This window comes from Streptomyces sp. NBC_01264 (genome assembly GCF_026340675.1).
Classification (GTDB): Bacteria; Actinomycetota; Actinomycetes; order Streptomycetales; family Streptomycetaceae; genus Streptomyces.
The window spans coordinates 1400327-1412826 of the sequence record NZ_JAPEOX010000002.1 but is presented as its reverse complement, the minus strand read 5'-3'; the positions used below and the strand labels follow the sequence as shown (position 1 = coordinate 1412826).

15 protein-coding genes and 1 pseudogene are annotated in these 12500 nt (G+C 70.7%); 6 read left to right on the top strand and 10 right to left on the bottom strand.

What is annotated here, in order from left to right; genetic code table 11:
• Window positions 1–322 precede the first annotated feature (322 nt).
• The 3 genes from OG435_RS39415 to OG435_RS39405 all read right to left on the bottom strand — a co-directional run bounded on the left by OG435_RS39415 (window position 323) and on the right by OG435_RS39405 (window position 2266).
• Window positions 323–994: a dioxygenase family protein gene (locus OG435_RS39415; protein WP_266884669.1), complete on the bottom strand. Its 672-nt coding sequence runs from the start codon at window positions 992–994 to the stop codon at window positions 323–325.
• A 173-nt stretch (window positions 995–1167) separates the two neighbouring features.
• Window positions 1168–1491: a phenolic acid decarboxylase gene (locus tag OG435_RS39410; protein ID WP_266884667.1), complete on the bottom strand. Its 324-nt coding sequence runs from the start codon at window positions 1489–1491 to the stop codon at window positions 1168–1170.
• 16 nt (window positions 1492–1507) lie between these two features.
• On the bottom strand, window positions 1508–2266 hold the full coding sequence (locus OG435_RS39405; protein WP_266884665.1) for a nuclear transport factor 2 family protein: 759 nt from the start codon (window positions 2264–2266) through the stop codon (window positions 1508–1510).
• Here OG435_RS39405 and OG435_RS39400 point away from each other — a divergent pair.
• Window positions 2265–3275, top strand: coding sequence for a helix-turn-helix domain-containing protein (locus tag OG435_RS39400; RefSeq protein ID WP_266884663.1), 1011 nt, complete (start codon window positions 2265–2267; stop codon window positions 3273–3275). The genes OG435_RS39405 and OG435_RS39400 overlap by 2 nt on opposite strands.
• Before the next feature lie 546 nt (window positions 3276–3821).
• Here the strand turns inward: OG435_RS39400 and OG435_RS39395 are convergent.
• From OG435_RS39395 to OG435_RS39385, 3 genes and pseudogenes are all read right to left on the bottom strand, one after another.
• Window positions 3822–4118: pseudogene (locus OG435_RS39395) on the bottom strand (sensor histidine kinase); the annotation flags it as partial.
• Window positions 4119–4195: 77 nt separating this feature from the next.
• Window positions 4196–4423 carry a PadR family transcriptional regulator gene (locus OG435_RS39390; RefSeq protein WP_266884661.1) on the bottom strand — a complete coding sequence of 76 codons (228 nt, stop codon included), beginning with the start codon at window positions 4421–4423 and terminating at the stop codon, window positions 4196–4198.
• Window positions 4424–4503: 80 nt separating this feature from the next.
• Window positions 4504–5235 carry a MerR family DNA-binding transcriptional regulator gene (locus OG435_RS39385; RefSeq protein WP_266884659.1) on the bottom strand — a complete coding sequence of 244 codons (732 nt, stop codon included), beginning with the start codon at window positions 5233–5235 and terminating at the stop codon, window positions 4504–4506.
• 54 nt (window positions 5236–5289) lie between these two features.
• On the opposite strand from OG435_RS39385, the gene OG435_RS39380 reads away from it, so the two are divergent.
• Window positions 5290–5577 (top strand): hypothetical protein, encoded by a 288-nt coding sequence (locus OG435_RS39380; RefSeq protein WP_266884657.1) that lies wholly within the window; start codon window positions 5290–5292, stop codon window positions 5575–5577.
• A gap of 2 nt (window positions 5578–5579) precedes the next feature.
• On the opposite strand, the gene OG435_RS39375 is transcribed toward OG435_RS39380, so the two are convergent.
• The 4 genes from OG435_RS39375 to OG435_RS39360 are packed head-to-tail and all read right to left on the bottom strand — an operon-like array spanning window position 5580 to window position 8642.
• Entirely contained in the window at window positions 5580–6776 is a 1197-nt protein-coding gene (locus tag OG435_RS39375) for an FAD-dependent monooxygenase (protein ID WP_266884655.1), read from the bottom strand.
• 14 nt (window positions 6777–6790) lie between these two features.
• Entirely contained in the window at window positions 6791–7669 is an 879-nt protein-coding gene (locus tag OG435_RS39370; RefSeq protein ID WP_323188028.1) for an MFS transporter, read from the bottom strand.
• Window positions 7567–8151, bottom strand: a complete 585-nt coding sequence (locus OG435_RS39365; RefSeq protein ID WP_266884651.1) for an MFS transporter — start codon at window positions 8149–8151, stop codon at window positions 7567–7569. Before OG435_RS39365 ends, OG435_RS39370 begins: the two co-directional genes overlap by 103 nt.
• An 8-nt stretch (window positions 8152–8159) precedes the next feature.
• The gene (locus OG435_RS39360) at window positions 8160–8642 is read right to left on the bottom strand and encodes a hypothetical protein (RefSeq protein ID WP_266884649.1); all 483 of its coding nucleotides are present in this window, start codon (window positions 8640–8642) and stop codon (window positions 8160–8162) included.
• A gap of 144 nt (window positions 8643–8786) precedes the next feature.
• Between OG435_RS39360 and OG435_RS39355 the strand changes: the two genes are divergently transcribed.
• The 4 genes from OG435_RS39355 (at window position 8787) to OG435_RS39340 (ending at window position 12362) form a co-directional block, all read left to right on the top strand.
• Window positions 8787–9326: a MarR family winged helix-turn-helix transcriptional regulator gene (locus OG435_RS39355; protein ID WP_266884647.1), complete on the top strand. Its 540-nt coding sequence runs from the start codon at window positions 8787–8789 to the stop codon at window positions 9324–9326.
• A 164-nt stretch (window positions 9327–9490) separates the two neighbouring features.
• A complete protein-coding gene (locus OG435_RS39350; protein ID WP_266884645.1) occupies window positions 9491–9931 on the top strand; it encodes an ester cyclase in 441 nt (146 codons plus the stop codon).
• Between the two features lie 109 nt (window positions 9932–10040).
• Window positions 10041–10970 carry an SGNH/GDSL hydrolase family protein gene (locus OG435_RS39345; protein WP_430625822.1) on the top strand — a complete coding sequence of 310 codons (930 nt, stop codon included), beginning with the start codon at window positions 10041–10043 and terminating at the stop codon, window positions 10968–10970.
• 192 nt (window positions 10971–11162) lie between these two features.
• Window positions 11163–12362, top strand: a complete 1200-nt coding sequence (locus OG435_RS39340) for an MBL fold metallo-hydrolase (RefSeq protein ID WP_266884641.1) — start codon at window positions 11163–11165, stop codon at window positions 12360–12362.
• Window positions 12363–12500 lie beyond the last annotated feature (138 nt).

Below are 12500 nucleotides of genomic sequence, written 5' to 3'. Positions count from 1 at the left end.
CACCGGCTCATCGAGGCCGGTGAAGCAGGGGTCCTGCCCGCAGGGGCCCGCGCAGTTTCGGCTACGTGGTGGGAGGAGCGCTCCCGATCGGGACCGCATCCGACTGGCTCGTCAGCCTCCGGGACCAGTGCGCCGCCGTCTACGACACCAGCCCCCTGGCATCGGTGGCCGAAGAGGTCTGCGAGGGCTGGCTGACCGACCTCTTCGGTCTGCCGGCCGACACCGTCATGGGACTCACCTCGGGCTGCACGACGGCGAACCTGGCCTGCCTGGCCGCCGCCCGCCAGCACCAGCTGGGGGCCGCGGGCTGGGACGTCAACGATCAAGGGATGAACCAGGCCCCACCCGTGAGCGTCCTGGCCGGGCGCCACACCCAAGTGTCCGTACTGCGCTGTCTACGGCTGCTGGGACTGGCCGGCCACATCGGCTGGGTCGACGCCGGCGACGACGCGAGGATGGACATGGGCCACGTCGCGGACCGAGATCGCCGCGATCGCCCACGAATGCGGCGGCTGGCTCCACCTCGACGCCGCCTACGGCATGTGGGCCGCCGCCTTCCCCGCCATGCGCGCGGGGTGAGGTTCTCGTCCACGGAGAGCTGGACGACGGGGATGTCGGCCTCGGGGTACATGTGGACCAGGAGCGACCAGGTGCCGTGGTCCAGACCCCAGTGCCGGTCGGCGGCCACCGGCTGCGGGCCGAGCAGTTCGGTCACCCGGCGGCACAGCTCCGCCGAGCCCGGCGCGGGGTACTGCACCTGGTGCAGGGCGGGAGGGAAGCCGCCGAAGTCGTGGATGGTGCGGGGCTGCTCGGCCGCGGTGACGCGGACACCCGGCACGTACCAGTGGGCGGAGACGGACAGGATCGCGCGCGGGCGGGGCATGGACCGGGCGAGCTCCTCCCAGCCTGAAGTCCACTCGTTGGGCTCCAGGGCGTTCATGGGGCTGCCGTGGCCGACGAAGACGGCGGGCATGGTGCCGGCCTCGGTGGTCACCGGTACTCCTCAACAGTCGGATCGCGGAGGGAAGAAGACCGATCGCGGACGTCGGCCGCGGAATGCCTCGGAGGCGGCGGACGCAGGGGGGCGCGGGCGCCGGGGGATTCGGGTGCCAAGCGGCGAGCCGCCGGACCGTGGGGGGCGGACCGGCCGCTCGCCGTCGGGTGTCCTCAGAGCTCTTCGAGGGTGCCGGTATGCAGTTCGCCCACCCGGCCGTCGGGAGTCTCGTAGGTCCAGAAGGCGTGGACCGTGTTGGTGTTCATATTCATGGCGTGGGTGACGCTCATGCCGGACTTCTCCGTCCAGCCGACCAGGAACACCCCGGTGGCGACCTCCGCGGCGTGCAAGTGCACGTCTTCGACCGTGCCTGTGCCGGGGCCGACGACGGTCTCGTAGCGCAGTTCGGTGCCGCCGGGTGCGTAGGTGTTGTGGAACACCGTGCCGTTGTCCACGGTGAACCGGAACTTCTTCCCGGCGTAGGTCAGAGTGCTCACGATGTCCTCCGGCCGCTCAGAACAGGCCGTTGGTGTGCGGCAGCTCGGCAGGGACTGGCGCGATGACGTCCCAGTGCTCGACGATCTTGCCGTCCGTGACGCGGAACAGGTCCCAGTACGCCACTGGCACGCCGAACTCGCCCTCGGACTGCAGCAGCACCAGGTCGCCTTCGGCGACGACCTTGTGCACCTGCTTGTAGACCAGGTTCTTGCCTTGCTCGCCCCACTTCGCGGCGGCGGCGCCGAAGCCGTCCAGGCCGTCGGCGGCCTCCGGGTTGTGCTGGAGGTAAGTGTCGGTGGAGATGAAGTCGGTCAGCACCGAGTAGTCGGCGCCCTTGAGGACCCTCGTAGCGAACTCCAGGACCAGGGCCCGGTTGGCCTCGGTCCTGTCCAGATCATGCGGCTCGCCCTGCCCGTCGGTCTGCGTACGACCCGAAGCGGTCTTCGCCACGACCGGAGTGAGGGCGTCCCAGTGCTCGGCCAGCTTGCCGTCGGCGTCGACGCGGAACAGGTCGAAGGCCACCAGTGGGTCCGGTCCGAAGCCGTAGTAGGTGCCGTGCAGCGCCACCAGGTCGCCGTCCGCGATCACCCGGGCGCCCTCGTATCGGAACCCGTCGGGCAGACCGGCAACCAGGTCGCGCAGTGCCTGGGGGCCGTCAGCAGCCAGTGAGCTGTGCTGGCGGTAGTCGGCCGCGACCCAGCGGTCCACCGCGGAGGGGTCCTTCTTGCCGAACAGCTCATCGGCGGCCTGCAGAACCAGTTCCTTGTTGCCCATGACACGTTCCTTCCAGCGCGGAGGCGGAGCCGTCTCCACCAGTCGCACCTCCACCTTCGGCCAGGTGCGCCGCTGTCGCGAGGTAAGATCCGAAAGCATCATGGTCAAAATCGAGCATCCTGGCGAAGGCGCGCACGTCGCCGAGTACGGCTTCCACAACCCCGACCGCACCCCGCTGGGCATAGAAGTGACCAGCACCATGCGCCTGGCCAGCAAACTTTCCCCGCAGGCACTTACCGGCGTACACCGCACCGATTTCCATCAGATCATCCTGGTCGCCGCGGGCGAAGCCATCACCATGGTTGATTTCCAAGACCACCCCTCACTACCGGGCACTCTGCTGCACGTGGCCCCCGGCCGGGTACTGCGCCTGCCCCGACCCGTCCGCCCGGCCGACCCCGTCCAGGCGGCCATAGTGCTGTTCACCCCCGCCTTCCTGCCGCCCCTGGGGGCCGCCCGCACCCTGCTCACGCCCTTCGGTCCCGCCGTCTGGCACCTCGCACCACACGAGAACACCCTGCTCACCGCCGCCCTGGACGAACTGGCCGCCGAATACCGAAGCGCCCTGCGAGACCCGGGCAGCACGGCGACCGCGGAGCTCCTGCGCCACCTTCTCGCCGCACTCGTGCTCCGCATCGCCAGACTCCCCACCCCGCACGGCGGCCAGCCCGGACCCGCCACCACCGCAGGCGACACCTTCCTGCGCTTCCAGCACGAACTCGAACGCTTCTTCGCCAGCACCCGCAACGCCGCCGACTACGCCGCCCGGGTCGGCTACTCCCTGACCACCCTCAACCGCGTCTGCCAGGCCGCCACCGGACGCAACGCCAAAACCCTCATCGATGCCCGCGTCGCCCTGGAAGCCGGCCGCCTCCTGGCCCACACCGACCTGCCCGTCGCCGCCATCGGCCGCCGACTCGGCTTCACCGAACCCACCAACTTCGGCAAGTTCTTCACCCGGGAGACCGGCCTGCCCCCCGGCACCTTCCGCACACAACAACGCCCCTGACCATCGGCGTACCGATCGGCCACAGCATCCTCGCGCAGCCTGACTCGTCCACCCCGCCCACCCGGCCGATCATTTCGGCGAACCGCCCCACCCCCTCGACGTGCAGGTCACGGGCGTGTCGGCGATCTTGTGCAGGCGTCGTTGAAGGCCAGACCATTTACTGTCAGACCCGACCTGACGCGTCACGTTCCGTTACGGTCTATGGGTGTGATGCTGGAGGGCGAATCAAGGTCTCTTCCTGGGAGGTCGGGAGTGACTGAGATGCCTTTCCAGCTCGTGACCGAGTTCTGAGCGGGCGTGACGTGCCCCGCAGGGGCCGTGCATCGATCGCTGCACCGTTCTCGGTTGACGAGGGTCGAGGCCGACTTGGCAGGACCGAATAAGGCCTATATGTCCTGCTCTTGTGAAAAACTGCAGGTGAGACGGGTCACTGCGATAGGTCCCGGTCCCGCGGTCGTCGTCCCGGTTCGCGGGGGCGTCGTCCCGGTCCACAGGGGCGCCGGCGCCGGGTGGCCGAGCCGGACCCCGGCGCCCTCCCGGGGGTGTTCACGGCAGCCGCAGGGTGGCGATGGCGCCGCCGGTGTCCGGGGCGTTGGTGAAGGCCAGATCGATGCCGAGGGCGCGGGCCTGGCCGGTGGCGATGGTCAGGCCGAGGCCGTGGCCCTTGCCGCGTTCGGGCGCGCTGGTGCGGAAGCGCTGGGGGCCGTGGTCGAGGAGTTCGGCGGGGTAGCCGGAGCCGTGGTCGCGCACTTCGACGACCGGGCCGTTCACGGTGACCACGAGGGGCGGTCGGCCGTGCCGGTGCGCGTTGACCACCAGGTTGGTCAGTACGCGGTCGACCCGGGCCGCGTGTGCCCGCCACTGCTTCTTGCCCTCGATGATGTCCTGGATGCCCATGTCAGCCTCCCAGCCTGCTCAGTTCATCGCCCACCCTCCTTGAGCTTGTCGATGCGTGATGAGACGTACTGCCACTTCGCCCAGAGCTTCGCGAGTTCCTCGCGGCCGGTGTCGTTGAGCGCGTAGAACTTGCGCGGTGGGCCGACCCCGGACGGCCGCTTCGTCACCTGGACGGCCCGTTCCTCGCGGGCGATGATCTCGAGTACGCACCCTTCGAGCGTGCCCTTCAGCATCTCCGTCAGGTCGCCCATCGCACGTCTTCCTCCTCGGCGCCCTCGGTCCTCCGTAGTACCGAGTACAGCTATGCGGTACCACCGAGTAGTGGAGGGTGTCATGCGTTCAGGTGGGCGCGAATCAGCGAGTCGAGTCGTTCCCATGCCGGGGACGAAGCGTTGACCGTGCCCTGGATGAGGGCGGGGATCTCGGAGTCCGCATCCAGGCCGGGCAGCTCGTCGGACCCGTAGCGTTCCCGGTTCGCCTCGGCGATGCGGCGGGCGAGGTCGTCGAGGCGCGGGTCGTCGGCGTCGAGGTCGTACGCATGGTCGTAGCCGAGGAAGAGCTGCCGTAGCGTCGGGTCGGCCAAGATGTCGGCCTGGTCGTGAAACAGGGGGGTCGCGCGGTCCGGGTGGGTGGCGAACACGAGGATCCACAGGTCGCGTTGCAGGTCCACCCATCGGGGCGTGAAACCCCAACGGGTCAGGTCGCCCAGATGGGAGGCGACTTCGTCGGGCAACGGCACCAGACGTCCGGCGGCGAGCCGGCGCAGGCGGTCCTTCGCATCCTGCAGGCTGCGGATGCGGGCGTCGAGTTCGTCGTCGATCTCGCCCAGCGCCTGCCGGAGTTCCTCCTCGCCCGACCCTCTCAGATCGCGAATGCGGGCCAGCGGGACACCGGCTTCGGCCAGTGTTCGGATCTTGATCAACTCGACGGCGTCGCTCGCACCGTAACGCCGGTAGCCGGACGCATCGCGGTCGGGCTCCGGTAGCAGTCCCTTGTCGTGGTAGACGCGGATGGTCTTGACCGACACCCCGACGTACCTGGCCAGCTGCCCGATGGTGATCACCTGGCCATCGTCCCACTTGACCCTTCCCCTGGGTCAGGGCTGCACCATGGCCCCATGGCGAACACGAACACGAACATCGATCGGGACACCCTGCGCGAGCTGGCCGATGGGGGCAACGAGACCGCTCTGGACCGACTGGCCGACCTGGCGGACGAGGCAGGCGACCTCCAGGAGCTGAGCGGGCTGCTGGACGAGGGATCCCTGCACGCCGGGCTCCTGCTCACTCGACGCGCGGTCGCTTCCGGAGACCTCCGAGAGCTGCAACGGATCTCGGACGCGGGCTACGGCGAGGCCGGAAGCGAGCTGGACCGGCTGCTGAAGGCGTCGGCCGACGGACACTGATGTCACACGGAGCGGCCGGTCGTCGTGGCGTTCCAGTCGATGTGGTGGCCGTAGGTCTGCCGGGTCTGGTTGCCGTTGGCGAGGCGGGGGAGGAGCAGCGGCATCAGCAGGTCGCGGACGATCCGGCCGGCCGGGCCGGCGGCCTTGTTGGTGTTGACCCGGGCGGCCTGCTTGACGATCCGTTCGACGCGCGGGCGGCGCAGGGCCTCGTACGCGGTGAAGGCGCCGACGATGGTGGGCTGGTCGCGCAGTGCCTTGGCCAGCTCCACGGCGTCCTCGATGGACAGGGACGCGCCTTGTCCGGAGGTGGGCGAGGGGGCGTGGGCGGCGTCGCCGATGGCGATCATCCGGCCGCGGTGCCAGGCGGGGAGGGTCAGGAGGGCGTGCATGGGGGTGGCCGGAGTGATCTCTTGGGCGGCGCGGATGAGGGACGCGGCGGGGCCGGTGTCGTCGCGGAAGAGGTCCGTGAGGCGCCGGCGCCACTGCTCGGAGCCGATGTTCTCCAGCTCGCCGGGGGCGGGCTCCCGGGGCCGGGGGACGTTGGCGAACCACCAGACCTCGCCGTCGGGGGCGGGTACGTGGCCGAAGAAGGCGCGCTTGCCGAACATCATCCGGTAGCTGCCCGTCGGCGCGTCCACGGGGACTCCGCGGGTGTAGCCGCCGAGCCCGATGAGCCCGGAGTAGGTGGGGGCGGGAGCCGCGGGGTCGATGAGGCCGCGGACGGTGGAGTGGATGCCGTCGCATCCGATGAGCAGGTCGCCGTGTTCCTCGCTGCCGTCGGCGAAGACCGCGCGGACGCCGTCGCCGGTGTCCTGCGCGTCGACCAGGCGCTTGCCGTGCTCGATGCGGATGCCGCGGCGCAGGGCCTCGTCCCGGACGGCGCGGTAGAGGTCGGCGCGCTTGAGGGTCCGGCTGGTGATGTCTCCGTCCGGGCGGCTGGTGCGGACCTCGCCGAGTGCCTTGCCGGTGGTGGAGACCATGCCGATCGCCGGGGTCGCGAAGCCGGCGGCGACGGCCGGGGCGTCGGCGTCGATCGTCCGCAGGGCGTCGATGCCGTTCGAGCCGAGGGTCAGGAAGACGCCGACTCCGTCGGCATCGGTGGTGTGGGCCTCGTGGACGACAGAGTCGATGCCCGCCTTCTGCAGGGCCATGGCGGCGGTGGGTCCGGCTATGCCGCCACCGATGATCAATGCCTTCATGGTGGGTGTCCCTCTCATCGGGCGTCGTCGTGGTGGGCTGCGTGTCGCGGCATCAGGAAGGTGGCGGCGAGCGCGGCGGCGAAGGCGGCGACGGGCAGCCACAGGGTGTGCTGGAGCGCGGGATCGTAGGTCGCGGGGCCGGGGACGTGGTGGCCGGCGCGGCTGAAGAAGAAGGCGCCGAGCCCGGCGATGCCGATGGCGCTGCCGACCTGCTGGATGGTGTTGTAGAGGCCGGAGGCGGAGCCCGCGTCGGCCACGGGTACGTCCGCCAGGGTGAAGTCGAGGAGCGGGGCGACCACCAGCCCCATGCCGATGCCGCCGATGAGCAGGGCCGGGATGAGCTTGACCGTGGTCACCTCGCCGCAACCGACCGTCCACATCAGGGTGAGCATCGCGATGATGTCGAGGATCAGACCGGCCTGCAGGACGGGACGGCCCAGCTTGGGTGCGAGCACTCCGGCGGCGACCCCGGCGAAGACGGGCACCATGAGGCCCCAGGGCAGGTTGGTCAGGCCCGAGCGCATGACGGAGAAGCCGAGACCGGTCTGCAGGTAGACGGTGAAGACCAGGAAGTAGCCGACGACGCCGCCCATGAAGAGGAGGTTGACCAGGAGGCCGCCGGAGAAGGACTTGTAGCGGAACAGGCTGAGCTCGATGAGCGGGGAGCCGGTCGTACGGGTACGCCGCTTCTGGTGGGCGACGAAGGCGGCGAGCACGAGCAGGGAGCCGGCCATGGAGGCGAAGGTCCAGGCGGGCCAGTCCAGGTCCTGACCCTTGACCAGCGGGTAGATCAGCATGAGCAGGGCGAGTGAGGACAGGAGCACACCGGGGAGGTCGAGGCGGGTCCCGTACGGGGCCCTGGACTCGGGGAGGTGTCTGGCGGCGAGTGCGATGGCGACGAGCCGACGGGCCCGTTGACCAGGAAGATGGAACGCCAGCCGAGGCCTGCGACGTCGCCGCTGGTGAGCACGGCTCCGAGGACGGGGCCGCCGACGGTGGCCATGCCGGCGAGCGCGCCGAACATGCCGATCGCCTTGCCGCGGTCCTTGGGCGCGTACATGGTCTGGATGATCGCCAGGACCTGCGGGATCATCAGCGCGGCCATCACGCCCTGCGCGGCGCGGGCGGCGATCAGCTGCCAGGGCTCCTGGGAGATCCCGCACAGTGCGGAGGCGATCGTGAAGCCGGCGGCGCCGGTGAGGAAGAGCCGGCGCCTGCCGAAGACGTCACCGAGACGGCTGCCGGTGATCAGGGCGAGGGCGAAGGCCAGGGTGTAGCCGGCGGCGATCCACTGCACGGCGGCGTAGGTGCCGCCGAGGTCCTGGTGGATGGAGGGCAGCGCGACGTTGATGATCGTGTTGTCGAGCAGGTCCATGCGCGATGTCAGGCGGCGGCGTCGAGGGTCGCGGTGATCTTGCGGATCATGGAGGCCTCGGCGGGACCGGCCTCGCCCCGGTGGGCGCGGGAGGCGGCGTCCATGATGACGGCGATGGTGTCGCGGAAGTTGTCGATCTCCTGCGGGGCCTTGGCCTTGAGCAGGGCGATCGAGGAGGTCAGCGCGGTGAAGACCTGGTCGGCGACATCGGCGGTGGACTTGCCGCCGAGCTCCATGCCCTTCGGGCTCTGCGCCAGGACCCGGCCGATGGCGCCGGTCGCGGAGGACAGGGCCTTGCCGCCGGCCATGCCGGAACGGGTGGAGGAGATGAGGCCGGGGTCCGCGGCTGCCATCAGGCCGACGACGCCGTGGGCGGCGGTCTGGAGGACGAGGCGCTCGTCGGCGGTGAAGGCGGCTTCAGGCGTTGCGGTTTCAGGCGTTGCAGTTCCAGACGTGGCGATTTCAGGCAGGGCGGTTTCAGTTTCAGACATGGCGGTGCTCTTCTCCGTGGGGTGTGAGGGCGTGGGCGGTCGGGCGCGGTCGCCCGGTACGTCGCGCACTTTCCTCGTTGCCTCGAATCTCAGGTATCTTGAATGTCGAGCAACTGATATCCACCATGAGCGGAGATGGCTTGAATGTCAAGCGAAGAAGAGGGGGTCGGGGCAAAGCTGGGTAAAGCCGTCCAGGACTACCAGTCGGTCGTTGACGACTACGACCGGGAGACGGCACGCCTGCTGGGCGTCAACGAGACCGATCTGCGGTGCCTGGAGATCCTCATGGCCACCGAGGAGGCCGCCCCCAGCACGCTCAGTGCGCAGCTCGGGCTGACCACCGGCAGCGTCACCACGATGCTCGACCGACTCGAGAAGGCCGGATACCTCACCCGCACCCCGCACCCCACGGACCGCCGCCGCACCCTGGTGCGCGTCACACCCGAGGCCTCCGAGAAGACCTACGCCCTGATCGCTCCGTTCATAGAGGACTCCACGCGTCAGGTCATGGGCCGCTACAGCGCCGAACAGCTCGAACTGGTCGCCGACTTCCTCACCTTCAGCCGGAACATCCAGCAGGAGCACGTGCGGCGCCTGCGCGAGTTGCCCGCACCCGGCCCCAGCCGCAGCGGCGGTCGCCAGGCGCCGGGCCCTCGCCGCACCGGCGCCGCCGGGACGCGGTGACCCGGTGACCCCGTGACCCGGGCCCCGCCCGCACCGGCACGAAGGCGTGCCGGGAGCGGACCGCGACCGGTTTGACCTTGCCGCGACGTCACGGTTTGTACTGGGTGACATCCGGCCCGGGGCGAACCGAGCTCACGGGACGGTCACCCGCGAGGACTTGCCCGATGACCGAGACCGCGATCACCGCTGTCGAGAACAACATGGCCCTGCTGCGCACCGCGTACCGGTTGCTGGAGAGCGGTGACATCGACGCCGCCGGGCAACTGCTGAGCGAGGACTTCATCGCCAACGTCCCCGGATCCCCGGACCCCCTGCGCGGTCGGGAGACCTGGCGGACGGGCACGCAGCTCATGAAGGATGCGTTCCCCGACCTGAAGATCGACGTGCGGGACATGTTCGGCGTCGGCGACAAGGTGACGGTGCTGGTCCACTTCCAGGGCACGCACCGGGGCGCGTTCCAGCAGTTCGAGGCGACCGGACGGCAGGTCGGCTACCGGAGCGTCGAGGTCTACCGCTTCGAGGGCGACCGGATCGCCGAGGAGTGGGTCGCCCCGGACCTGATCAGCCTCTTCCAGCAGATCTCGCCCGCCCCCGTCGGTCACTGACGCCCGCCCCCGTCGGCCACGAAGCCGGCCGCCGACCGGTGCGCTATTCCCGGGGCACGGGGTGGTGAAGATCACGGTCCGTGAGGCCCTGGCTACGGTCGCGTAGGTCATGATCCGCAGTGAAGTATGGGGTCCCGTGGCAGCGACGACGACATCCAAGACGAAGACCATTGGCTCGTACGCGGCGCTCGGGGACAGCTTCACCGAGGGCGTGGGTGACCCGGGACCGGGGGACACCTTCCTCGGATGGGCGGACCGGCTGGCCGTCCTTCTGGCCGACCGGTGCGAGGAGCGGTACGAGCACTCCGGCGCATCGAGTGACTCCGGCGCATCCCGTGCATCCGGTGACCCCGGCTCATCCGGCGGCCCCGGCGAACCGGCCGGTTCCGCAGGGCCCGCCGGTTCCGGGGCCTTCCGCTACGCGAACCTGGCCGTACGGGGCCGCCTGCTGGACCAGATCGTGGCCGAGCAGGTCCCCCGGGCCATGGAGCTCGCGCCGGACCTGGTGACCTTCTGCGCGGGCGGCAACGACATCATCCGGCCCGGCAGCGATCCGGACGACGTGGCCGAACGGTACGAGGCGGCCGTGCGCGACCTCACCGGATCCGTCGGCCTGGTCGTGATCACCACCGGCTTCGACACCCGCGACGTGCCGGTCCTCAAGCACATGCGGGGCAAGATCGCCACGTTCAGCGCGCACGTCCGGTCCATCGCCGACCGGTACGAGTGCCCCGTGCTCGACCTCTGGTCGCTGAAATCCATACAGGACCGGCGGGCCTGGGACGACGACCGGCTGCACCTGTCGCCCGAGGGGCACACCCGGGTGGCCCTGCGCGCCGCCCAGGTGCTCGGCCTCGACACGCCGGCCGATCCGGACCAGCCCTGGCCGCCGATGCGGCCGCGCGGGTCGGTGGACACCACCCGCGACAACATCCACTGGGCGCGCGAGCACCTCGTGCCGTGGATCGGCCGACGGCTGCGCGGGGAGTCCTCCGGCGACCATGTGGAGCCGAAGCGGCCGGACCTGCTGCCGCTGTAGAGCGGGTGCGGGGGGCTGCGGGGGCGGTGCGCGGAGGGGCCGGGGGAGAGGCGGAGGGGCCGGGGGAGAGGGGGCCGGGCAGGGGCGGAACGCGTTCGTGGGCGCGTAGCGGAATCCTTGGGGAGTGTCGTGCGTTGGGATGGTGGTAATCATGAAAACGCCCTGCCCGCACCCCCCCACACTGGAGGCGCCTTGACCGGCTCCCGTCCCTTGCGTCCACGGCTGCGCGCACTGCGGCCCGAAGCCTTCGGCGCGGACCCGTCCGGTGCCCGGCTGGAGCGGATCCGGCGTTCGCCGAACTTCGCCGACGGAATCTTCCAGAACCCGGCCGGGACCAGGACCAGACCCTCCGGGTCCATGGCCGAGTTCGCCAAGATCTACTTCCACAAGGAGCAGCGGCTCCGGCGTAGCCCCGGCGCCCCCATCCCGGTCTACCCGACGACCCTCGCGGAGCTCTCGAAGCCCCCGAAGAGCGGCCTGCGGCTGACGTGGATGGGCCATTCGAGCGTGCTCGCGGAGATCGACGGGCGCCGGGTCCTCTTCGACCCGGTCTGGGGCGAGCGGTGCTCCCCCTTCCCCTTCGCCGGGCCCAAGCGCCTGCACCCGGTACCCGTACCGCTGGCCTCGCTGGGCGAGGTCGACGTGGTGGTGATCTCGCACGACCACTACGACCACCTCGACCTGCCGACGATCAAGGCCCTGGCCGGTACGGACACGGTCTTCGCGGTCCCGCTGGGCGTCGGCGCGCACCTGGAGCGCTGGGGCGTCCCGGCCGACCGGCTGCGCGAGCTCGACTGGAACGAGACCACCAAGGTCGCCGGACTGTCGCTCACCGCCACCCCGGCCCAGCACTTCTGCGGTCGCGGCCTGCGCAACCAGCAGTTCACCCTGTGGGCCTCCTGGGTCGTCGCGGGCGACGAGCACCGGATCTACCACAGCGGTGACACCGGCTACTTCTCCGGCTTCAAGGAGATCGGCGCGGCGCACGGCCCCTTCGACGCGACGATGATCCAGATCGGGGCGTACTCGGAGTTCTGGACCGACATCCACATGACGCCCGAGGAGGGCGTGCGCGCCCACCTCGACCTCCAGGGCGGTACCGCGCGCGGCACGATGCTGCCGATCCACTGGGGCACCTTCAACCTGGCCCCGCACCCGTGGGACGAGCCGGGGGAGGGCACGGTGACCGCCGCCGAGGGCGTCGGGGCGGCGATCGCCCTGCCGGTGCCGGGTCAGCCGTTCGAGCCGGGCGCGGCCGACGCGCCGAGCGCGCCGTGGTGGCGCCCCTTCGTGGCCGCGGGCTCACCCCCGCCGGTCACGCCGGCCCGCCCCGCCGCGGCCGCGAGGCCGGCAGCCGTGACCCGCGAGGAGCCGGAGGCGGTGGGCTCCTAGGAGTCCCCGGGCAGAAACCACGGCGGAGCGGGCCCTCCCGGTACGGGAGGGCCCGCTCCGCCGTGCCGGCCCTCGGGCGGCCGGCCGCCGTCGGTGGGGCGGGAGGGGGCCGAGGTGCGGGCGGGGGCTCCGGGAGGC